Source organism: Asanoa ishikariensis, assembly GCF_900107455.1.
Taxonomy (GTDB): Bacteria; Actinomycetota; Actinomycetes; order Mycobacteriales; family Micromonosporaceae; genus Asanoa; species Asanoa ishikariensis.
The window spans coordinates 1-20729 of the sequence record NZ_FNQB01000005.1 but is presented as its reverse complement, the minus strand read 5'-3'; the positions used below and the strand labels follow the sequence as shown (position 1 = coordinate 20729).

The following is a 20729-nucleotide window of genomic DNA, read 5'->3' as shown; positions in this document are numbered from 1 at the left end:
CAGACCACTTCGGTGAAGGTCCGCCGAGGCATCGCGCTCAACCACAATGAAATCCTGGTTGGGCTCCGAACCAGCAAGTAGCTGGATACCGAGGCTCTCCCCCCGCGCCTGGTTCGTCCTGGGTGGCGACGCTGTCTCCGCCCTGGGCAGTGGGCTGACGCTGCCGTTCCTGCTCGTCTATCTGCATCAGGTGCGGGGGATCAACCTCGGGGTCGCCGGGCTCATGCTCTCCACCGTGGCTCTGGCCGGCCTGGTGGGGAACCCGGCGGGTGGGTGGCTCGCGGATCGGATCGGAGCACGGCGCGCCGTCATCGCGGGATTGGCGGTGGCGGCCGCCGGCGCCGGCGCGATCGCGCTGGTGCACGCCACGTGGCACGGCTTCGCCGCCACGTTCCTGTACGGCATGGGCATGGCGGCGCTGCTGCCCGCGCAGGACGCCCTGTTGGCCACCACGGTCGACGCGGCGCAACGTCCGCAGGTCTTCGCCGTGCGACATGCGACGTTGAACGTCGGGCTCAGCGTCGGCACCGTGCTGGGCGCGTTGATCGTCAGCTTCCAGACGCCGTCGACCTTCGTGCTGGTGTTCGTGCTCGACGCCGCGTCGTTCGTCGCTTTCGCCTTGGTCCTGGGCCGTCTGCGCGACGTGCAGAGCGACGCGGCTGAGCCTTCGTTCGCGGAGGGCAGCTATCGGCACGTGCTGCGGGACCGGGTCTTCCTGCGCATGTGGGTGTTGGTCTTCCTGCTCGTGATGGCGGGTTACGCGCAGTACCACGCGGCATTCCCCGCGTACGCCACCGAAGTTGGCGGTCTGAGCCCGCGTGGCCTAGGGCTGGCGTTCGCCGCGAACATGGTCACCGTCGTCGTGGCCCAGTTGGTCGTGCTGCGCATGATGACCGGTCGGCGGCGGACTCGGGGCATCGCTCTGGCGGCCGCCTTCATGGCAGCGGCGTGGGCGATGACGCTGTTCGCCGGCTCGCGCGGTGCTCTGCCTCTGTTCGTGGCGGCCATGGTGCTCTTCGGGATCGGTGAGACGCTGGTGTCGCCGACCGTCCCCGCGATCGTCAACGACCTCGCGCCGGACTCCCTGCGGGGGCGCTACAACGGGGCGTACGCGCTCGCCTGGACCGTCGGCTATGTCGGTGGGCCAGGGGTCGCCGGCCTTGTGATCGCCGCCGGCCACGGACACGGTCTGTTCGCTGTCCTGATCGCCACGCTCGGTGTGGTCGCGTTGCTCGCCTGGAGTGTGGGCCGCCGGCTGCCGTTGAAGGCGAACCTGATCGATGCCACCTCTTGAGAAGCGGTTGGCCCGGGCCGAGCTGTTGCGCGCCCAAGGCCGCTACACCGAGGCGGCCGCGCTGCTGCGGAGCACCTTGCGGCACGCTTCGGACCCCTTGGCGATCGCGGACATCTGCAACGCGCTGGCGGTCACCTACAAGTACACGGGACGGTTCGACGAAGCCCAGGTCCTGTACGACCGGGCGCTGGCGATCATCGAACGTGTCCAGGGCCCGGACCACGTCGACGTGGCCAGCATCTACCACAACCTGGGCGGCCTGGCCCACGCCCGCGGCGCGCTGTCGGATGCGGAACGACCGGCCCGCCGGGCCGTCGACATCCGGGTCAGGGCCGTCGGCGCCGGCCATCCCGACGTCGCCGCCGACAAAGTGCGCCCTGGCGGCCATCCTCGACGGCCTCGGCCGGGACGACGAGGCCGAGCAGCTCATCCAGGAGGCCCTGGAGGTGTTCGAGCGGATCGCTGATCACCACGAGGTGGCTGTCTGCCTGCACAACCTCGGCAGCATCTACCACCGGCGTGCCGAGCCTGCCCGGGCAGAGCCGCTGTACCGTCGCGCGCTGGCGATAAAGGAGCGGGCACTCGGGCCGGACCACCCCGAGCTCGCGACCACCCTGACGAACCTCGGAACGCTGTGCGAGCAACGCGGTCGCGCGGCTGAGGCACTGGTGTTCTACGGACGGGCGATCAGCGTCCTGGAAGGCGTGGTCGAGGACGACCACCCGACGCTGACGGTCTGCCGTGAGCAACAAGCGGCGCTGTCGACGCGCGAGTGAGTGGCGTCAGCCGGCCAGGTCGTCGCGTGTCTTGCGCCTGTTCTGCCGACCCTGCATGACGGTCGCGACCACGGCGGCCACCACCGAGAGAATCGTCAGCAACAATGCCGGTGCCACGACGCCCGTGATGTCTTCGCCGGTACCTCGGGCCAGCAGCATGACCGTGACGATGCCCGCGACCATCAGGGCTCCGACGGCCAGCGCGACGTACTTGACGGTCTTGAAGACGTTCCTCGCCATGGCCGATCTCCCGACGTCTGTCGCGCGCTCGCGGACGATGCCCGCGAACGTCTCGAGGAAAATCCAAAGGGTGAACCCGGGCCCGGGGCGTTCACGGCGGAGGTCCCTGAATGTCTGCTCCATGCTCTCGCCGAAGCGCTCGCGGTACGGCCTCGGATAGAGGCGGAGCAGCCTGCTGTACCAGCGCATGACTAGGCACCCGCCGTCTTGGGCGACAGGGACCGGGCGACCGCCACGACCTCGCGGTAGCGCTGCAACTCGGCGGCCAGCGTCTGCTGACCGAGAGCGGTGATGCGGTAGTAGACGCGGCGCTCGTCGTCCAAACTCGGGTCGACCTTCTTGTCGCTCTCGGAGATCAGGCCCGCGTCGGTCATCCGGCGGATCGACCCGTAGAGCGTCCCTGGCCCCATCGTGACCTTTCCTCGGGAATCGGCCTCGACCTGCTTCATGATCCCGTAGCCGTGGCGGTCCTGGGCCGAGAGCGCGAGCAGGATGTGGAGCACCGCTGGAGTGAGGGGACCGCCGCTTGCCATGGGTCGAAACTATATCCGCGACGGATATACGTCAAGGAGGGGCGACCGGGGCCGCCCCTCCTTGACCGCTAAGGCAGGAAGCGGGTCCGGCGGAAGTACTCGACATAGGTCTGGAGGAGCTCGGCGTCCGGGGCTGGGCAGCCGGCGCTTGCGGGACCGGGTTCGAGGAAGACCTCGTGGTCCGGCCCCCAGGCCGTCGCGGCGAAACTGTCCACCAGCGTGTGCGCCGCGTTCGCCGGGTCGGTCCCGACCAACTCGGTCCACTTGCCACGGTCGAGGTCGGCGAGCGGATAGCCGTCCTCTCGCAGGTGGCCCACGAGCATCGCGAACGTCACGGGCATCGGGTTGGCGTGGTGGTGGTTGCCGCCCGCGCCTTCTCGCACCAGGTCCGCGATCGCGCGGGCCACGTGGTCGACCGGCACGATGTCGAACGCCAGGTCGGTGTCGGCCGGCACCCCGCCGACCTGGACGCAGCCCTTGAGGATCCGCCACAGGAAGTCGTCACGCTGGCATGCTCCCGTCGTCGACGCACCGCTGACCCGCGCGATCCGGTGGATGGTGACCGGGATGTCGTGAGACCGCGCCAGCTCACAGATGCCTTCGGCCACCCACTTCGACCGCTGGTATCCGGTGACCAGCCGCTCCGGCGCCGGCAGTGGCGATGTGGTCGTCGCGCGGGCAGCGCCGCGCGGGCCGTACCCGAACACGCCCATCGACGAGAGATGGTGGACGACGGCGCCCGACCGGGCGGCGAGCTCCAGGATCCGGCGCGTTCCGCCGACGTTGGTCGGAGCCAACTGGTGGTACGACCGGAGCCAGTGCACGTCGGCCGCCGCGTGCACGATCGCGTCGGCGTCGACCGTCAGCGGAAACTCGCCGGCGAGGTCGCCGGTGAGCACGTCGACGCTGCCGATCGGCTCCGGGAGTCCGTACCCGTGCAGGTTCCTCCTGATCCTGTCGAGTCCGTCCGCCGAGCGCACCAGGCAGGTGACCCGCACGGCGGGATCCGCGGCGAGCTCGTACAGCAGGAAGGCGCCGAGGAAGCCGGTCGCACCGGTCAGCAGGATGTGCCGGGGCGGGCGGCTGACTGAAGGCCGCCGTCGCGGGACCACGTCAAGACTGACCTCGGCCGCCAGGTCGACCGGGGCGAGCGGTGCGGCGGCCCCGTCGAGGTGCGCGGCGAGGCGGGCCGCGGTCGGTGCGCGGAACAGGTCCGCAACGCTCAGCTCCAACCCAGCGTCGCGTGCGGCGCCGATCAGGCCTACCGCGCGCAGGCTGTCGCCGCCGGCTGCGAAATAGTCGTCGTCGGGCCCGATGTCGCGGCCGAGGCTGGCGGCGAAGAGGGCGCAGAGTTGGCGCTCCCGCACCGTTTCCGGCAGGCGGGACGACGTCGCGGCGGCGGCCGGCGCGGGCGCGGGAAGAGCGCCGCGGTCGACCTTGCCGTTGGCGGTGAGCGGCAACGCGTCCAGCACCGTCACGGTCGCCGGCACCATGTAGTCGGGAAGCCTTCGCGCCGCCGCGAGCCGCAAGGCTCCTATGTCGACGGTCTGCCCGGGAGCGGGGGTGACGTACGCGGCCAGGGTGGCCTCGTCACCGTCGCGCCGGGCCACCACGACCGCGCTGCCGACCTCCGCGGCCGCGCCGAGTACGGCCTCGATCTCGCCGAGTTCGATCCGGAAGCCACGGATCTTCACCTGGTGGTCGGTGCGGCCCAGGAACTCGAGCTGCCCGTCGGCGTTGCGGCGCACCAGATCGCCGGTCCGGTAAAGGCGGCCGGCCGCGAACGGATCGTCCCGGAACCGGTCCGCGGTCAGCACCGGCCGGCCGAGATAGCCGTCGGCGACCCCGTCGCCGCCGATGCCCAGCTCCCCCGGCACCCCGACGGGCAACGGCCGCAACTGGTCGTCCAGCACGTACAAGCGGGTGTTGGCCACGGGTTGTCCCAGGGTGACGGGTGCTCCGGCGACGACCTGGCTCACCGTCGACCACACGGTCGTCTCCGTCGGGCCGTAGAGGTTCCAGACTTCGGCAGCGCGGGTGAGGAGCCCGTCGGCGAGGTCACGGGTGAGCGCCTCGCCCCCGCACCACGCGCGCAGGCCGGGTGTTCCGCGCCAACCCGCCGCTATGAGCATCTTCCAGGTGACCGGGGTGGCCTGGAGCACGGTCGGCCGCTCCCGCTCGATCAGCGCGCAGAGCGCGTGCCCGTCGCGGGCGGTGTCCGCGTCGGCGAGGTGCACGGCGCCGCCGACCAGCAAGGGGCCGAACAACTCCAGGACCGCGATGTCGAAACAGACCGTCGTGACGGCGAGCATCCGGTCGTCGGCGGTCAGGCCAGGCTCGCGCACCATCGACCAGAGGAAGTTGGTCAGCGCACGGTGACCGATCTGCACGCCCTTGGGGCGCCCGGTGGAGCCGGAGGTGTAGATGACGTAGGCGCGGTCGTCTGGTGTGGCACTGTCCGGGTGGTCGGCCGCGATGGCCAGCCCGGCTGGGCGCAGGTGCAGGATCGCCGGTGCGGCAGCCCCAACAAGGGGATCCGGCGCGGTGTCCGTGACGAGCAGCCGCACCCGGGCGTCGTCGAGCATCGTCGCGATGCGCTCGGGCGGGTACACCGGGTCGAGCGGCACGTACGCGGCGCCCGTCCGCAACACCGCGAGCAGCGTCGCGACCAGGTCCGGCGTCCGCCCGACCGAGACACCGACGAGGTCGCCCGGGCCGACACCATGCGCCGCCATGCGAGCGGCGAGCTCTCGCGTACGCGCGTGCAGTTGCCCATAGGTGACCGCCTGCCCGGCCGAGGTGACGGCGAGGGCGTCGGGTGTGCGGGCGACCTGGTCGGCGATGAGCTGATGGACGCAGCGGTCACGTGGGTAGTCCACCGCCGGTGCCTGAGCCGGAACCGGCGCACTGCCGGCGAAAGCCGCGACCAGCGCCCGCGCCTCGGCCTCGACCAGGACGCTGTCGGCGACCGACCAACGAGACGAGCCATCCTCGGCGACCGCGATCCGCAGGACGGTCGCCGGACCGGCTGTCGAGGGGTGGCCGGTCAGGTCGAGCTCGATCGGCAGCCCGTCGTCGAGCGTGCGAACGTCGTGCAGCCGGGGATGGCGGACGAACACGTCGCGCAGGTAGGTCCCTGACGCACGTGTCGCGTCGAGCCGACGGGCCACCTCACCCGCGTACTCGGTGAGGTTCAGTTCCGGCAGCGCGAACGGCACGACGGGCGCCATTAGACCGTCGCCATCGCCCGTGGACACCCGAAGCCCGATGTCGCCGGGTTCACCGCGACCGATGCGGACGAGGAACGCGCACACGGCCGCGACCGGAGCATCGTGGACAGCCGGCACGTCGAAGTGGTGCCAGGCGGACGGAGGCGCGGCGGAACGTCGGTACGGCACGTCCATCGGGCGCGCTGTCGCGAGCCGAGCCACCCACGCACGTTCCTGACGGACGGCGACGCGCTGGGCCGCGGTGAAGGCCGCGCCTTCGCTGAGGGCAGGCAGCACCCGGCCCACCAGGTCCCGCAGGTCGACCGGAAGCCCCGCGACGCTGGCGACCGCCGTGAGCGTCAGGTCGTGAGTGGTCGTCGCGACCGTCAACGACCCCTCGCCACCTGCCACCACCGTGCCGGCCCGCACGGTTGAGCGAGCCTCGGTGACCTCGGCACCGCCCACCGTCAGGAGCCGGCCGTCGTCGAGGGCGACCTTCGCCGTGCCGAACTCGTTGGCGTGCGCGCCGAAGTCGGTGGCACGCACGAGCGCGGCGATCCGACCGGCCGGCTGGGCCCAGTCGATCGTCAGCGTCGGCCGGTCGGCGGCGCCGTGATAGGTACGCCGGGCCAGATCCTGCGCGACAGGCTGGAGCGTGCCGGCGTCCAGCCGGTCGACCAACTCACCGAACGCGTCGAGCCCGGCCGCGAAGCAGCGCGTGTTGAGGTCCCAGCTCGTGTCGTCCGGCCCGACCGCGACCCGCCGCTGCACGAGGATGTCGCCGGCGTCGGCCCGCTCGGTCATCACGTGCCAGGTGACGCCGTGCACGGTCGCGCCCCGCACGATGGCCCAGGCGCTGGCGTGCAGACCCGCGTCGACCGGCAGGAGCCCGTCGTGGAAGTTGACCGCGAGCAGCCTCGCCCGCCGCAGCACCGTGTCCGGCAGCATCCGGAGATGAACGACGCTGAACAGATAGTCGAACTCGACCCCGAGCTCGCCGACCCGCTCGGCGTCACGGATGCCGCGGACCCGCGCCCAGTCCCGCACGGACTCGACCTCACTGGCGACCCCGGCTATCTCATGACCCGCCGCGAGCCAACGCTCAGCACACCCGACCGTAAGCGCGTTCTCCCCGACGAAGACCGCACTTCGACACTCCACTATGTTCATTGATCTTGGCTCTTCCCCCACTTGACCTGCAGAAACACCATGATCATGGGGTACGAAGAATCAAGATCCCATTAGCCGAGCACCGCGTGTTGCCGTTCAATTACTCACGGTGACAATTAGGTCGTGGAGGCCGCGTAGATCTCGGCGATCGACGTGTCGAGGATCCGGTCGAACACCTCGTCGTCCTGGTCGCGCTCCAGGCCCTCCGTGAAGGCCCGCGAGAAGCTGGCGATCAACCGGTGGTTGCGCGCGAGCCGGGTGACAGCCTCCTCCCGGGAGTAGCCGCCGGAGAGAGCGACCACTCGCAGCACCTTCGGATGCCGGATCAGGTCGAGGTAGAGGTCGTCCTCGGTCGGGATCGACAGCTTCAACATGACCCGCTGCCCGTCGGGCACGTCACCCAGGCGGTCGATGAAACCCTGCTTGAGCAACTGCTCGGACCGCGCCTTCTCCGGGCTTTCGATGTCGACCTCCGGCTCAAGGATCGGCACGAGGCCGGCGTCGAGGATCTGCCGCGCGTACGCGAACTGCTGGTCCAAGATGGCGGCGATGCCACCGGCGTCGGCGCGGCTGATGAACGACCGCATCTTCGTGCCGAACACCTGCCGCTCCACCGCCCGTTCGAGCACGGCGGGCAACTTGGTGAACGGCTTCATCAGCCGCACTCCGTCGGCCTCGGGGGCCAGCCCCTCGTCGACCTTGACGAACGGAACGACGCTCTTCTGTTCCCACAGGTATCGCGGCGCGGGCGTGCCTTCAATGTCCCGATCCATCGTCTGCTCGAACAGGATCGCGCCCAGAATGCGCTCACCGGTGAACCCCGGCGCGGTGATCAACCGACTCCGGAACTCGTGCATCAGGTCGAACATCTCTTGATCGGAGGAGTACGCCGACTCAGGCACGCCGTACATCGCCAGCGCCTTCGGTGTACTCCCGCCACTCTGGTCAAGAGCGGCGACGAAGCCCGTACCGCCGCTCATCCTCTCGGTCCAGGCCTTCTCCATGCCTGGTTGATACCCACCGATGGGCGAACTTCACGTGGCCGCCTCGCACACCGGCGGGGGTTCTGCCGGTCCGAGGTTCAAGCGCGCGGGTCACGACATCGCCAGTTGCGCTGGCGTCTTTCGACTCCGCCTCAACGAATGGCGGCCGCGGTGGGAACTGCGACCGAAGCGGCAGCCAAGAGGGGAGCCCAGGCAACGCCTCGAGAACGGCGTCAACGGCCGCCACAGCTCGACGGCGTGCGTCTCGTCGCGCGGCAGCGTGCCCGCAGCGACCGCCGCTTCCTGTTCGCGGTCGCGAAACTACTGGCTGGTCGCGATGGCCGTCACCGATGTCGCTGGTATCGGCCCCGCGCACCGGGAGTCGTTCGACCTCGCGCGGTTGTCTCCCATCACGAAGACGGCGTCCTTCGGCACCTCGATCGGGCCGAACCGGCGCGAGTCGCACACGTCCGGGTTCGGCGGCGAATCGAGTGGCGCGTCGTCCGCGACGTACGGCTCGTCCAGCGGCGCGCCGTTGACCGTCACCTTCCCGGACGGGTCACAGCAGCCGACGGTCTCGCCGCCCACCGCGATGACCCGCTTGAGGAACGACGTCTCGCGGTTGCCCCATTTCCCGCCGCTGGGTCGGAACAGGACGATGTCGCCGTGCCGCGGACGGTACCCGCCGTCGACAGCCTGGACGGTGACGACCTGTCCGGACTTGACGGTCGGCTCCATGCTGACGCCGCCTTGGGTGAACCGCTCAGTGGGCTGGCTCGCGCCTGCTGTCGCGGCGCCCGAACATCCACTCGTCGCAGCCACCACGACGACGACCGACAGCGACAGCAGTCTCCTCATCCGGCCGATCCTGTCAGAACACACAGGCGACGTGTGGCCGGCAGGGGTTGAGGTCAGCGCTCCACCCGGTAATGGCGCGGGTACGGCGAGGCGGCTACCCAGGTGCCGGACGAGCATCGCGAACAGCGCGGGCACCCTGCGCCGCGTAGAGTGGTTGCAGATCGCAATCACTATGGGAGGCTGACCCGTGCTGAGGCAGGTCGCGGATCGTGCGCTGGTCCACCAGAGCGAGTTCTTGCAGAGCAACGCCATTGTCGTGCAAGGCCGCGCCGGCGTGCTGCTCGTCGACCCCGGGCTGCAGAGCCACGAAATGGTCTGCCTGGCTAACGACCTCTCAGGCCAGACCGTGCTGGCGGCCTTCTCCACGCATCCACATTGGGATCACGCGCTCTGGCATGCCGACTTCGGCTCGGCCCCTCGCTACGGCACGCCCCGCTGCGCGGCCACCCTCCAGGAGGAGCTGTCCGATCCGGAGGCGAAGGCCCGCATCACCGAGCACCTGGAGCCGACGGGCATCGCTGAGCACGTCCCGCTCGACCTCTACGGCCTGATCACCGCGCTGCCCGCCGAAACGGCACGGGTTCCGTGGGACGGCCCGCACGTCCGGATCATCGAGCATCAGGCGCACGCACCGGGCCACGCGGCGCTGCTCGTGGAAGAGAGCGGTGTTCTCGTCGCAGGCGACATGCTCTCCGACATCCTGATCCCGATGCTCGACCTGGACTGCGCCGGTGATCCCGTCGAGGACTACCTCGCGGCGCTGCGGCTGTTGGAGGACGTGGCGGGCGACGTCGATGTCGTCGTCCCCGGCCACGGGTCAGTCGGCGGAGCCGACGAGCTACAGGCACGGATCGAGCGCGATCGGGCGTACGTGCTCGCCCTGCGCGACGGCCAGATGCCCGACGACCCGCGGATCGGCCCATCGGCCAAGCCCGGCTGGGAATGGGTGACCGATGTCCACAACGGACAAGTCAAGCGCCTCGCCGAACGATGCGAACTGCCCTGACGGCCGAGCCGTCGACGCCCAGGACAAATCGGAGCGCCTCGCCGAACGATCCGAACTGCCCTGACGACCGGACCGTCGGTGCCCAGGACAATCCTGCCGACCAACGCCGGCTTCACCGCCAGACGGAGGACCGCGTTGATCGGCAGGACCCGCTCCAGGGCCGACGACGTCAGTCGGTCTGCCGACGGGGTGTCAGAACGCCCGCGACGACGGCGGCCACCGCGGCGGCGATCGCGGCGACGGTGAAGCCGTCCTCGAATCCCGTCAGGGTGTCTCCGACGAGGCTGGCGGCGGCGACGCTGGAGACGACCGCGGCGCCCAACGACGCGCCGAACTCGTGGAACGTGCTGACGATGCCGGACGCGACCCCGGCCTCGTGCGGCGCTACGTGCCCGAGCGCGGTGGCCGAGGCGACGACGAAGATGGCACCGGTCCCGGCCGCACCCAGCGCGACACCGGCGACCACCGCGACGGGGTTCATCGTCAACGCCGGCACGGCGAGGCCCACGGCCGCGACCGCCAACCCCGCCACCGCGAGCGCACGGGCGCCGACCCTGGCGATGAGCTGACCGGTGGTGTGCGCGCCCAGGATGGTGGCGAGGGCGACGGGGAGGAAGAGGAGCCCGGTGCGCATGGCTCCGTACCCCCGTGCGTGTTGGAAGTAGAACGTGCCGAGGAAGAAGACCGCGATCATCAGTGCGGTCGCGACCAGGATGAGGAACGTTCCGGTCGCCACCGGGCGGCGGGCGAGCAGCGCGACGTCCATCAGCGGTGACCGGGCTTTGCGCTGCCAGGTCACGAACGCCACGTACCCGATGGCCGCCAGCAGCAACAGCCATCCGGTGGTGGCCGTGAACCAGCCTGTGTCGCCGGCCCGGATCAGCGCGTAGATGACGGCCGCCGACGAGCCTGTCACCAGGACGGCGCCCAGCACGTCCAGCCCGGTCCGGGGCGCGGCCTGGGTGCGGCTCGGCAACATCCGCGCGAGCAGGGCGACGATCACCAGTCCAATGGGGACGTTGACGTAGAAGACCCATGGCCAACCGGGGCCGGCGGTGATCAGCCCACCGAGGAGCACGCCGAGGGCCGCTCCGCCGCCTCCCAACGCGGACCACACCCCGAGTGCCTTGTTGCGTTCCTCGCCGCCGAACAGGGTGACTACCAGGGACAGCGCCGCCGGGGACAGCAACGCCGCGCCCGCGCCCTGTGCGACGCGACCGGCCAGGAGCATCGTGGCCGAGCCGGCCAGACCGGTGACCAGGGAAGCCGCGGTGAAGATCAGCAGGCCGGCGAGCACCACGCGTTTGGCGCCGACCAGGTCGGCGATCCGGCCGCCGAGCAGCATCAGGCCGCCGAACGTCAGGGTGTACGCGCTGACGGTCCAGGTCAGCGCCGCCCGGCTCAGGTGCAGGTCGGTCTCCATGTGTGGCAACGCGATGGCCACCACGGTCACGTCGAGGATCAGCATGAGCTGGGCGATGCCGAGGAAGCCCAGGATCCGCCAGCGCGCGGGATGCGGTGCCTCGTGCGCCACCTCGGTGTCGCGTCTCTCGTCGGTAGTCATCGACGGCCTCCCACCTTAATTCGTACTCTCATGTACGAGTTCAGTGGCCAGGTTAGCTCGTACATGCCCATACGAGCTAGTGTTCGTTCATGACGCGCCCCCGCCGGAGGGCCGACGCCGAGCGCAGCATCGCCCGGATCGTGGCCGCAGCCCGCGAAGCCCTGAGCGCCGACCCGGACGCCACCGTCGACGACATCGCCAAAGCCGCGGGCGTCGGGCGAATGACGCTGTACGGGCACTTCCGCACCCGCCCGGAACTCGTCGAAGCCGCGATCGCGGACGCCCTGCGCTCCGGCGAAGAGACACTGGGCGGCCTCGACCTGTCCGGCGACGCCCACGACGCGCTGACCCGGCTGCTCGAGTCGAGCTGGTCCCTGGTCAGCGAGTCCGCCGCCCTGCTCGTCGCGGCGCAGAAGGTGCTGCCGGAGGGGCGGGTCCGCGAGCTGCACGCCGGCGCGGCCGACCGGATGGAGGAGCTCATCCGGCGCGGTCAGCGGCAGGGCGTGTTCCGCACCGATCTGCCGACGGCCTGGCTGGTCAACGCGGTCCAGTACCTGCTGCACGGCGCCGCCGAGGAGATCCGCGCCGGCCGGCTGAAGACCGCTGAGGCCGCGGGCGTGGTCACCGCCACCATTTCGTCGATGCTGGAGGCCTGAGTTGACCTACGTCATACGACACGAGACGCCGTCGCCCGAGGTCTATCGCGCCCTGCGCGTCGGCGCCGGGATGACTCCGAAGTCACCGGCCGCCGCGGCCGCCGGACTGCCCGGCACCTGGCACGCGGTCGTGGTCCACCTCGACGACCAGCCGATCGGAATGGGCCGCGTCATCGGCGACGGTGGCACCGCCTTCCAGATCGTCGACGTGTGCGTGCTCCCCGAGCACCAGGGCCGCGGAGTCGGCAAGACCATCATGTCGTCCCTGATCCAGGAGCTACGTGACCGCGCCCCCAGCACGGCCTACGTCTCCCTCATCGCCGACGGCGACGCCCGCCACCTCTACGAGAAGTTCGGCTTCACGGAAACCGCACCGGAGTCAGTCGGCATGGCGCTGGTGCTGTAACCCGCCCTTCCCAGGGCAGCGCGGGCAGTGCGAGTAAGGCCATCACGCGCAGGTCCGTGCGACTGGCGCCGGAAGCGGCCTGCCGCCGAAGCCGCAGGTCGGCTCTGACCTCGTTCGCGGCGTCACGGGTGGCCAACGCGCCCTCCACTAGTAGGCAGCGAGCCGGGCCGATGACCTGGCTCCGCCACCGTCCATGATGGACCGCCGGTCGATAACGTCGATCAGGGTGATGGCCGCCGGGCTGCCGTCGACGATCTCCGGGTTCGGCCGCTCCGAACCGTCGCTGTTGGCCGTCGCGAAACGCAGGCCGAACCCATCCGGCCGGGTGTTCCCGGGCGGCCTACGTGTCCCGGCATGTGCGTACGTGCCAGAACACGTACGCCGCCGGGCGCAGACTCCCACCCCGTCGACGACGATCCGCACCAAACGTCAACTCACCCGTCATGCGGCGCGGCGCGGGCCATCTCCACAGCGCGATCGAGCCTGTGTGACTGGTGCCACTAACAGGATGGCCATTTTGTTTGTATGCTCGCTTACGGAGGGACCGTTCTGTTTGCCAACCGAGAGTGGGTCGCCGTGCCTAAGTTGACCGAGGCTCGTAGTCAGTTGCGGCGCGATCAGATCGTGCAGGCCGCTCGGCGTTGCTTCGTGCGCAATGGCATGGAGCGCACCTCCGTCGCGGAGATCACCGCCGAGTCGGGGCTTTCGGCCGGGTCGATCTACGCGCACTACAGCAGCAAGGCCGAGATCGTCCTCGCTGTCGTCCAGGACGTGATGGACCGACGGGCCGCGATCCTGGCCGAGTACGCCTCCCGCGCCCAACCGCCCAGCCCCGCGCAGGTGATCGTCCACCTCGCCGCCGCGACCGACCGCGACGAGGCGCGCGTTGCCCTCCAGGCCTGGGGTGAGGCCACGACCGACCCCGCCATACACGACGTCGTGGTCGCGATGATCGATCGGATTCGTGGCCTGTTCCGGGCGAGCTGCGAGCAGTGGCTGGTCTCCGCCAAGGACTACGCACCGTCCGAGGCCGGCCCCCGGGCGGCACGGCTGGCCGACCAGCTCGTCGCCGCCTACCAGGCGCACCTCGTCCGCGCCGCGCTCGGTGCGCCCGACGCCATCGATCACGCGGCCATCGAAGCAATCAGTTGATCTAGGAGCACCACATGCAGACACGCCCAGGCGGCATCGGCCGTCTCGCCGGACACGACGTTTCCCGCATCGGGTACGGAGCCATGCAGCTCGCCCGCCTGCGCGACGACCGGCCCGCCGCGGTCGCGCTGTTGCGCCGCGCCTTCGACCTCGGCGTCGACCATGTCGACACCGCACACGTCTACGCCGCCGGCTTCGTCAACGGCGTGGTCCGTGACGCGCTGCGGCCCACCGACAGCGTCGTCGTGGCGACCAAGGTCGGCATCGACCCCGACCCGGGTGGCCGCTTCCCGATGCGTCCCGCCCAGCGGCCCGACGAGCTGCGGGCCAGCATCCAGGACAACCTGCGCAGCCTCGGCGTCGACCAACTGCCCCTCGTGTACCTGCGACGGTTCGACGTCGGCGCCCGGATGCCGCTCGACGGCGACCAGGTGGTCGACCTCGAGGACCAGCTCGCGGCGCTCGTGGCGATGCGCGACGAGGGCACGGTCGGGGCGATCGGGCTGAGCGCCGTGGACCTCGACGGGCTCAAGCGGGCCATCCCGGCCGGCATCGCGTCCGTCCAGAATGCCTACAGCCTGCTGCACCGCGAGCACGAGGACCTGCTCGAGCTCTGCCTGGCCGAGGGCATCGCGTGGGTGCCCTTCTACCCGCTCGGCGGCGCCACCCCCGGCCTGCCGAAGGTGACCGACGCGCCGGCCGTGCGCGCCGCAGCCGCCGACCTGGGCTCCACCCCCGCCCAGGTCGGCCTCGCCTGGTTGCTCCAGCACGCCCCGCACGTGCTGCTCATCCCCGGCACCGGCAAACCCGAGCACCTGGCGGCCAACGCCGCCGCGGGAGCCCTGAACATCCAGGGCGCGGCGCTCGACGTGACCTGAGGAGGGGACTATGGGACTGCACGACCTGCCCCGCCCCGTGGCCGTCGCTCTCGGCGGCGGTGGCGTGCTCGGCGCCGCGCACGTCGGCGTCGGCCACGCGTTGGAGCGGCGTGGTTTCGTCCCGGACCTGATCATCGGGACCTCGGTGGGCGCGCTGACCGGGGCGATCGCCGCCGCCCACCCCGACCGCGCGGCACCGTGGCTGGAACAGGTGTGGACCCGGCTGCGGCGCCGCGAGGTGTTCCCGTTCGGCTACCCGCCCTCGCGGGCCAGCGTCTTCGCCGACCGCGGCCTGCGCCGCCTGATCGCCCGGGCCGGGCTGCCAGACCGGATCGAGCGACTCGCGATCCCCTTCACGGCCGTCGCGATGGACCTGGTCACCGGCGAGCAGGCGCTGCTCGACCACGGCGACCTCGAGTCGGCATTGCTGGCCAGCACCGCCATCCCCGGCGTGCTGCCACCGGTCACCCGCGACGGCCGGATCCTGGTCGACGGCGGCGTGACGGCGTACGTCCCGGTGCGCGCCGCGCGCCAGGCCGGTGCGGCCAGCGTGGTGGTGCTGTCGACCGGTCCGGAAAGCGGTCCGCTGCAAAGGATCGCGCCGCGTCGCCGGGCCGACGCGATCGCCGCCCGGGCCGGGCTGCTGATGCTGCGCAACCAGATCGAGCGGGACCTGCTCGAGGTGTCCCAGCAGATTCCGACCGTCGTCCTGCCGACCGGCGTCGACGCCTGGCCCGCGCCGTGGGACTTCGACCAGTCGCAGCGGCTGATCGACACCGCGTCCGCCACGGCCGGACGGTTTCTGGATCGGCTGCGGGTCAGCGGTCCCCACCTGTACCGGACGGAGGAGGCTTCATGAGCACCATCGCGTTCGTCAACATCCCCATGCACGGTCGGGTCAACCCGACGCTGCCGGTCGTGGCCGAGCTTGTCCGACGTGGACAATCCGTCACGTACCACACCTCGCCCTCGTTCGGCGCGGAGGTCACGGCCGCCGGCGCGACCCTGTGCCTCTACCCCGGCGGCGACCAGCCGCTCCCCGACCCGCCGACCCCGGCCACCCTGCTCGCGGGGTTGGCGCAGACCGCCGTCGCCGTGCTGCCCACGGTGCTGACGGACCTGCGGCGTACCCGGCCCGATCTGATCGTCCACGACGCCGCCTGCCTGTGGGGCGCGATCGCCGCCCGCGAGCTCGGTGTGCCCGCGGTGTCCTCGTTCACCACGTTCGCCTTCAACCGTCAGGTGCCGAGCCCCACCCGCGGGTCGTGGGGACTGCTGGCCGCGGCCCGGCCTCGTACGCTGCGCGCCTTCCTGCGCTCGCAATGGGACCTGCACCGCCGCTTCGACGCGCGCGGGCTGCCCCTGCTCGACCTCGGCAACATCGCCGAGCCGCTCAACCTGGTCTACACGTCGCGGGAGTTCCAGCTCGGCGCCGAGAACTTCGACGCGTCGTTCCGGTTCGTCGGACCGAGCATCGGCGCCCGCCGGCCCGATCCGTCGTTCCCGATCGACGACCTCAAAGAGCCGGTGGTGTACGCCTCCCTCGGCACCGTGTTCAACGCCGAGCCGCGCCTGCTGCGCAGCCTCGCCACCGCCCTGTCCCCGCTGGCCGGCACCGTGGTCGTCTCCACCGGGCAGACCGATCCCGCGGCGCTCGGACCGCTGCCGGCCAACGTGCTCGCCCGCCGCACCGTGCCCCAGCTCGAGGTGCTGGAACGCGCGTCGCTGTTCGTCACCCACGGCGGGATGAACAGCGTCAACGAGGCCATGCACGCCGGCGTCCCGATGCTGGTCGTCCCGCAGGGCGCCGAACAGCCGCTGGTGGCGGCCCGGGTCGTCGAGCTCGGTGCGGGCCTGACGATCCGGACCGAGGAGGTCGAGGTGCTGGTCGTACGCGAGCTCGCCCAACGCCTGCTCTACGAGCCCCGGTTCCGGGCGGCCGCCGACCAACTGCGGGCCGCCCAGCGCGCGGCGGGCGGCTATCAGCGGGCAGCCGACGAGCTCGAGTCGGTGTGGGGCTGACCCATGTCACCCTTCGTCGTCATCCTCCTCCTGCTCGCCGGGCTGTCCGAGGCCGTCGGGCGCGTCCTGCCCGTGGTGGCGGCACGGTCCGGTGTGTCCCGCACCCGGGCGATCGGGCTCATCACCGCCGGCGCCGTCGTCGAAGCGGCGGTGTTCGCGCTCTGGCCCCTGTCGGCCTGGGCCGTCGCCATGCTGATCCTGCCGCCCGGAACGGAAGACGGAGCGGCGCTGGTCTGGTCACCAGGGCTGGTCGCCCCGCTGCTGCTCGCCGCGGTGCTCGCGTTCCCGTTGCTCGGGCCGTTCCTGCACCTGGCGCTCTTCGTGGGAGTGGGCGCCGGCCTGACCACCGCGCTCGCCCCGCTCGTCGGGCTGGGCTGGTGGACCGCCGCGGGCTGCGTTGCCGTCGCCGGAGTCGGCCTCGGCGTCACCGTCGAGGTGGTCCGCCGTCTGGCCGCCTGGCTCAACACGGCACCGGCCCGGGAGGCACTGACATGGCCGGCCTGACGCTCCTGCTGCTGCTCTGCGTGCTCGGGCCGGTCCTGCTGGCCGAGGCGCTGCTGGCCCGGCACGAGGTGCTGGCCTACGCCGCCGGCTGGCGCGCGCCCACCGGCGGGCTCCGCACCCGCATCCCCCACGCCCGGGGTGCGGAGCCCGACGCGCCGCCGGCGGCGTACCTCGTCTATCTGGACGGCATCGGCAAACGCCACTACCGCGACACCCGCGACGGCGGCCGGCTGGTCAAGGCCATCATCGCGGCGGCGCCGGAGCTGCGGGTGCTGGGCCAGGTGCAGCCGTACTCCCCCTTGGCCTATGCCCTGGCCGAACGTCCAGTGTGGATCTGGTTGCGCCGGCACGTCGGGTTGCTGCTGTTCCTGCACAACGTGATGCAGATCTTCATCGCCGCCGACCACCGGTACCGCCCGCTCTACAACCGGGCGGTCGGCTCACAGATCGCCACCCAGCTCCGACTCGCGGGTTACCAGCGCGACAGCGGCATCCCGGTCGTGCTGCTCAGCTACAGCGGCGGCGCCCAGGTCGCCACCGGCGCGGTCGAGGAGCTGTGGGCGCAGCTACGCTGCCCGCTCCAGCTCATCAACCTCGGCGGGTTCCACAACGGCGCCAACGACCTCACCCACGCGACCCACCTCCACCGGCTCACCAGCGACGCCGACTGGATCGAACGCCTCGGCACCCGGATCTTCCCGCAGCGGTGGCGGCTGTTTCGCCGGAGCCCGTGGAACCAGGCCGAACGCAGCGGCAAGGTCACCGTGCACCGGCTGGACCCGGCCACCCACATCGGCCCGAACAGCTACATCAGCCCGGCCGCCACGCTGCCCGACGGGCGCACCCACCTCGACCACACCGCCGACACGGTGATCTCGTTGGTCCGCGCCGGCGTCACTCCACCAGTTTCCCTACACTCGACACTTCGGTCATGAGCTCGGCGATCTCGGTGGGCACCGGCGGAATCTCCTCCTGGACGACGCCCGTCGCCGGCGACCAGACGAGGTTGACCCGCAGCGCGGGATCGAGGTCCGGGTAGTCGCTGCGGTTGTGGCACCCCCGGGTCTCGCGCCGCTCCAGCGCCGCCGCCAACGTGGCCCGCGCGGCGAGCGCCGATGACTTGAGGTCGAAGGCGTGCGCGAGGTCCTGGAAGCCGGCGATGTCCGGATGGATGCCCACGTCCTGCATGCGGTCCTCGATCGCGTCGAGCTCGGCGAGGCCGGCCCGCAGTCCGGGCTCGTCGCGGACCACTCCGGCGTACGCCGTCATCGTGTCGCGGACCGCCCGCTGCAGGGCGCGGACGTTCTCGTGGCCGTCCGCCGCGAGCAGGTCGTCGACCTCGGCGCGGGCCTCGGCGACGGCGTCCCGGGAGCGACGCTGTGCGTCAAGGCCGGCGGAGTACGCGGCCGCCGCCGCACCGACGATGCGGCCGTAGACGAGCAGTTCGGAGAGGGAGTTGCCGCCGAGCCGGTTCGCGCCGTGCAGCCCGCTGGCCGCCTCACCGACCGCGTAGAGGCCGGCGACGTCGGTGCTGTGGTCCTCCGGCCGGACCCATACTCCGCCCATCGAGTAATGCGCCGTCGGGGCGATCTCGATCGGGCCGGCGGTGATGTCGAGCATCTGGATCTCCAACATCATCTGGTAGACCCTCGGCAGGCGCCGCATGATGGTCTCGCGCGGCAGGTGCGACACGTCGAGCCAGACGCCGCCGTTCGGAGTGCCACGACCCGCCATGATCTCGGTGTACTCGGCCAGTGCCACGCGGTCGCGTGTGGACAGTTCCATCCGCTCCGGGTCGTAGCGTTCCATGAACCGTTCACCCGACGCGTTGCGCAGGATTCCGCCCTCGCCCCGGGCGGCCTCGGAGACCAGTGTCCCGGCCGCGTTCTCGGGCTCGAGGATGCCCGACGGGTGGAACTGCACCAGTTCCGGGTCGCGCAGGCGCGCGCCGGCCGCCACCGCGAGCCGGAAGGAGTCACCGGTGTTCTCGTCCCGCCGCGACGAGGTGCGCCGCCAGATCCGGGTGTGCCCGCCGGTCGCCAGGATCACCGCGTCGGCGTGCACCACGGCGCGGGTGCCGTCGCCCACATCAAAGCCGTACGCGCCGAAGACCGTGTTGTCGTGGACGAGCAGGCGGGTGACGTACACGGTGTCGAGGATCCGGACGTTGAGCTCCGTCGCCCGCCGCACGAGCGCCCGCTGGATCTCCAGACCCGTGTAGTCGCCCGCGAAAGCCGTGCGGCGGTACGTGTGCGCGCCGAAGAAGCGTTGCGAGACGCGGCCGTCGTCCTCGCGGGCGAACGCCATTCCGTAGCGTTCCAGGTCGTGGATGCCCGCGGCGGCGCCCTGCGTCACGATCTCCACCGTGCGCGGGTCGGCCAGCAGGTAGCTCTCCTTGACGGTGTCCGCGGCGTGCTGCTGCCAACTGTCCTGCGGGTCCATCGTGCCGAGCGCCGCGTTGATCCCGCCGGCGGCCAACGTGGTGTGTGCGTCGAGTCGCGGACGCTTGCCGAGGACGAGCACGTCGACCCCGCGCTCGGCCAGCTCGATGGCCGCCCGCAGCCCGGACCCGCCGGTGCCGATCACGAGGACGGACGTGGACAGGCGACGTTCCGAACGCTCCGACATGCGTCCAACGCTAGGCTCAAGTTGCGGTGAACCGGAGTCGGTCAGACCGGCATTGCCGGGCGGAAACGGGGCCAATCATGCGCACAGGACTCACGCCCGTCGGCGTCCTGACGTCAGTGGGCATACCCGTCATGCGCTACGGCCTCGCGACGGTGTTCGTGTGGGTCGGCGGGCTCAAGTTCACGGAGTACGAGATCCAGAACGCGGAGCCGCTGGTCACCGGAAGTCCGCTCACCGCGGGACTGCGCCGCAAGCTCGGCGCGCGCAAGCTCGGCCGCATCGTCGCCATCTCGCAGGTCGCGCTGGGCGCACTGATCGCGGCGAAACCGTTGGCACCACGGGCTTCGGCGCTCGGCAGCCTCGGCGCGGCGGGAATGATGGTCGGCACGCTCAGCTTCCTGGTCACCACACCGGAGGCCTGGCGCGAGGGACACGGCGTGCCGCAGCTCTCGGTGCTGGGCGAGGCCCTCCTGAAGGACGGCGTGCTCCTCGGCGCCTGCCTGCTCACCACCGCCGACTCGTTGCGGGCGGCGGGCTTCCGTTAGCCGAAGCGGCCGGTGATGTAGTCCTCGGTCTTCTTCTCGCTCGGGTTGTTGAAGATCCGCTGCGTGGTGTCGTACTCGATGAGGCGGCCCGGGTCGCCGGTCTCCTCGATCGAGAAGAACGCCGTCCGGTCTGACACCCGGGCGGCCTGCTGCATGTTGTGGGTCACGATGATGATCGTGTACAGATCCTTCAGTTGGAACATCAGGTCTTCGATCGCCAGCGTCGAGATCGGGTCCAGCGCCGAGCACGGCTCGTCCATCAGCACGACCTGCGGCTCCACCGCGATCGTCCGCGCGATGCACAA

Annotated in this window: 21 protein-coding genes and 2 pseudogenes; 14 read left to right on the top strand and 9 right to left on the bottom strand. The window is 70.9% G+C overall.

The genetic code is table 11. The features are described from left to right. Positions 1-46: 46 nt before the first annotated feature. From BLV39_RS37075 to BLV39_RS37065, 4 genes and pseudogenes are all read left to right on the top strand, one after another. Entirely contained in the window at positions 47-1294 is a 1248-nt protein-coding gene (locus BLV39_RS37075; protein ID WP_090802991.1) for an MFS transporter, read from the top strand. Next, positions 1281-1637, top strand: a pseudogene (locus BLV39_RS37070) (tetratricopeptide repeat protein); the annotation flags it as partial. The gene BLV39_RS37075 and the pseudogene BLV39_RS37070, both read left to right, overlap by 14 nt. Beyond that, positions 1582-1716: pseudogene (locus tag BLV39_RS45205) on the top strand (hypothetical protein); the annotation flags it as partial. The pseudogenes BLV39_RS37070 and BLV39_RS45205, both read left to right, overlap by 56 nt. 6 nt (positions 1717-1722) lie before the next feature. Continuing rightward, positions 1723-2070, top strand: a complete 348-nt coding sequence (locus BLV39_RS37065) for a tetratricopeptide repeat protein (RefSeq protein ID WP_239084117.1) — start codon at positions 1723-1725, stop codon at positions 2068-2070. Between the two features lie 6 nt (positions 2071-2076). Here BLV39_RS37065 and BLV39_RS43360 read toward each other — a convergent pair whose 3' ends face one another. The 5 genes from BLV39_RS43360 to lepB form a co-directional block, all read right to left on the bottom strand. Continuing rightward, positions 2077-2499 carry a hypothetical protein gene (locus tag BLV39_RS43360; RefSeq protein ID WP_090802983.1) on the bottom strand — a complete coding sequence of 141 codons (423 nt, stop codon included), beginning with the start codon at positions 2497-2499 and terminating at the stop codon, positions 2077-2079. Positions 2500-2501: 2 nt separating this feature from the next. After that, positions 2502-2843 carry a PadR family transcriptional regulator gene (locus tag BLV39_RS37055; RefSeq protein WP_090802980.1) on the bottom strand — a complete coding sequence of 114 codons (342 nt, stop codon included), beginning with the start codon at positions 2841-2843 and terminating at the stop codon, positions 2502-2504. A gap of 68 nt (positions 2844-2911) precedes the next feature. Continuing rightward, complete coding sequence (locus BLV39_RS37050; protein WP_176985274.1) at positions 2912-7099, bottom strand: amino acid adenylation domain-containing protein; 4188 nt, start codon at positions 7097-7099, stop codon at positions 2912-2914. A gap of 239 nt (positions 7100-7338) precedes the next feature. Then, a complete protein-coding gene (locus BLV39_RS37045) occupies positions 7339-8226 on the bottom strand; it encodes a fructose bisphosphate aldolase (RefSeq protein ID WP_090802975.1) in 888 nt (295 codons plus the stop codon). Positions 8227-8526: 300 nt separating this feature from the next. After that, complete coding sequence (gene lepB, locus BLV39_RS37040; protein ID WP_176985273.1) at positions 8527-9063, bottom strand: signal peptidase I; 537 nt, start codon at positions 9061-9063, stop codon at positions 8527-8529. A gap of 187 nt (positions 9064-9250) precedes the next feature. On the opposite strand from lepB, the gene BLV39_RS37035 reads away from it, so the two are divergent. Next, positions 9251-10069, top strand: coding sequence for an MBL fold metallo-hydrolase (locus BLV39_RS37035; protein ID WP_090802972.1), 819 nt, complete (start codon positions 9251-9253; stop codon positions 10067-10069). 169 nt (positions 10070-10238) lie between these two features. On the opposite strand, the gene BLV39_RS37030 is transcribed toward BLV39_RS37035, so the two are convergent. Next, entirely contained in the window at positions 10239-11633 is a 1395-nt protein-coding gene (locus BLV39_RS37030; protein ID WP_090802970.1) for an MFS transporter, read from the bottom strand. Positions 11634-11722: 89 nt separating this feature from the next. Here BLV39_RS37030 and BLV39_RS37025 point away from each other — a divergent pair, with 89 nt between their 5' ends. After that, positions 11723-12289, top strand: a complete 567-nt coding sequence (locus tag BLV39_RS37025; RefSeq protein ID WP_090802967.1) for a TetR/AcrR family transcriptional regulator — start codon at positions 11723-11725, stop codon at positions 12287-12289. Position 12290: 1 nt separating this feature from the next. Next, complete coding sequence (locus tag BLV39_RS37020) at positions 12291-12695, top strand: GNAT family N-acetyltransferase (protein ID WP_239084104.1); 405 nt, start codon at positions 12291-12293, stop codon at positions 12693-12695. A gap of 147 nt (positions 12696-12842) precedes the next feature. Here BLV39_RS37020 and BLV39_RS37015 read toward each other — a convergent pair whose 3' ends face one another. After that, entirely contained in the window at positions 12843-13118 is a 276-nt protein-coding gene (locus BLV39_RS37015; RefSeq protein ID WP_090802964.1) for a hypothetical protein, read from the bottom strand. A 102-nt stretch (positions 13119-13220) separates the two neighbouring features. On the opposite strand from BLV39_RS37015, the gene BLV39_RS37010 reads away from it, so the two are divergent. From BLV39_RS37010 to BLV39_RS36985, 6 genes are read left to right on the top strand one after another with little or no spacing between them, the layout of a single operon-like run. Continuing rightward, entirely contained in the window at positions 13221-13847 is a 627-nt protein-coding gene (locus tag BLV39_RS37010) for a TetR/AcrR family transcriptional regulator (protein ID WP_090802963.1), read from the top strand. Between the two features lie 14 nt (positions 13848-13861). Further along, a complete protein-coding gene (locus BLV39_RS37005) occupies positions 13862-14725 on the top strand; it encodes an aldo/keto reductase (RefSeq protein WP_090802961.1) in 864 nt (287 codons plus the stop codon). A gap of 10 nt (positions 14726-14735) precedes the next feature. Next, a complete protein-coding gene (locus BLV39_RS37000) occupies positions 14736-15584 on the top strand; it encodes a patatin-like phospholipase family protein (RefSeq protein ID WP_090802958.1) in 849 nt (282 codons plus the stop codon). After that, the gene (locus BLV39_RS36995) at positions 15581-16747 is read left to right on the top strand and encodes a macrolide family glycosyltransferase (RefSeq protein WP_090802955.1); all 1167 of its coding nucleotides are present in this window, start codon (positions 15581-15583) and stop codon (positions 16745-16747) included. The genes BLV39_RS37000 and BLV39_RS36995 overlap by 4 nt, the downstream gene beginning before the upstream one ends. A 3-nt stretch (positions 16748-16750) precedes the next feature. Beyond that, entirely contained in the window at positions 16751-17251 is a 501-nt protein-coding gene (locus BLV39_RS36990; RefSeq protein WP_090802953.1) for a hypothetical protein, read from the top strand. Further along, positions 17239-18186, top strand: coding sequence for a hypothetical protein (locus BLV39_RS36985; RefSeq protein ID WP_090802951.1), 948 nt, complete (start codon positions 17239-17241; stop codon positions 18184-18186). The genes BLV39_RS36990 and BLV39_RS36985 overlap by 13 nt, the downstream gene beginning before the upstream one ends. On the opposite strand, the gene BLV39_RS36980 is transcribed toward BLV39_RS36985, so the two are convergent. Next, on the bottom strand, positions 18146-19879 hold the full coding sequence (locus BLV39_RS36980; protein WP_090802949.1) for an FAD-dependent oxidoreductase: 1734 nt from the start codon (positions 19877-19879) through the stop codon (positions 18146-18148). The two genes, BLV39_RS36985 and BLV39_RS36980, sit on opposite strands and share 41 nt — an antisense overlap. Positions 19880-19956: 77 nt before the next feature. Between BLV39_RS36980 and BLV39_RS36975 the strand changes: the two genes are divergently transcribed. After that, positions 19957-20424, top strand: a complete 468-nt coding sequence (locus BLV39_RS36975; RefSeq protein WP_090802946.1) for a YkgB family protein — start codon at positions 19957-19959, stop codon at positions 20422-20424. Here BLV39_RS36975 and BLV39_RS36970 read toward each other — a convergent pair. Beyond that, a partial coding sequence (locus tag BLV39_RS36970) for a phosphate ABC transporter ATP-binding protein (RefSeq protein WP_425304725.1) occupies positions 20421-20729 on the bottom strand: 309 nt, incomplete at its 5' end. The two genes, BLV39_RS36975 and BLV39_RS36970, sit on opposite strands and share 4 nt — an antisense overlap.

Excerpts from the sequence above, each read along its gene's own strand:
- lepB (WP_176985273.1), bottom strand. The coding sequence starts at position 9,063 with ATGAGGAGACTGCTGTCGCTGTCGGTCGTCGTCGTGGTGGCTGCGACG.
- BLV39_RS37000 (WP_090802958.1), top strand. The coding sequence starts at position 14,736 with ATGGGACTGCACGACCTGCCCCGCCCCGTGGCCGTCGCTCTCGGCGGC.
- BLV39_RS37005 (WP_090802961.1), top strand. The coding sequence starts at position 13,862 with ATGCAGACACGCCCAGGCGGCATCGGCCGTCTCGCCGGACACGACGTT.
- BLV39_RS36975 (WP_090802946.1), top strand. The coding sequence starts at position 19,957 with ATGCGCACAGGACTCACGCCCGTCGGCGTCCTGACGTCAGTGGGCATA.
- BLV39_RS36985 (WP_090802951.1), top strand. The coding sequence starts at position 17,239 with ATGGCCGGCCTGACGCTCCTGCTGCTGCTCTGCGTGCTCGGGCCGGTC.
- BLV39_RS36995 (WP_090802955.1), top strand. The coding sequence starts at position 15,581 with ATGAGCACCATCGCGTTCGTCAACATCCCCATGCACGGTCGGGTCAAC.
- BLV39_RS36990 (WP_090802953.1), top strand. The coding sequence starts at position 16,751 with ATGTCACCCTTCGTCGTCATCCTCCTCCTGCTCGCCGGGCTGTCCGAG.
- BLV39_RS37055 (WP_090802980.1), bottom strand. The coding sequence starts at position 2,843 with ATGGCAAGCGGCGGTCCCCTCACTCCAGCGGTGCTCCACATCCTGCTC.
- BLV39_RS37075 (WP_090802991.1), top strand. The coding sequence starts at position 47 with ATGAAATCCTGGTTGGGCTCCGAACCAGCAAGTAGCTGGATACCGAGG.
- BLV39_RS43360 (WP_090802983.1), bottom strand. The coding sequence starts at position 2,499 with ATGCGCTGGTACAGCAGGCTGCTCCGCCTCTATCCGAGGCCGTACCGC.
- BLV39_RS37010 (WP_090802963.1), top strand. The coding sequence starts at position 13,221 with ATGCTCGCTTACGGAGGGACCGTTCTGTTTGCCAACCGAGAGTGGGTC.
- BLV39_RS37045 (WP_090802975.1), bottom strand. The coding sequence starts at position 8,226 with ATGGAGAAGGCCTGGACCGAGAGGATGAGCGGCGGTACGGGCTTCGTC.
- BLV39_RS37030 (WP_090802970.1), bottom strand. The coding sequence starts at position 11,633 with ATGACTACCGACGAGAGACGCGACACCGAGGTGGCGCACGAGGCACCG.
- BLV39_RS36980 (WP_090802949.1), bottom strand. The coding sequence starts at position 19,879 with ATGTCGGAGCGTTCGGAACGTCGCCTGTCCACGTCCGTCCTCGTGATC.
- BLV39_RS37025 (WP_090802967.1), top strand. The coding sequence starts at position 11,723 with ATGACGCGCCCCCGCCGGAGGGCCGACGCCGAGCGCAGCATCGCCCGG.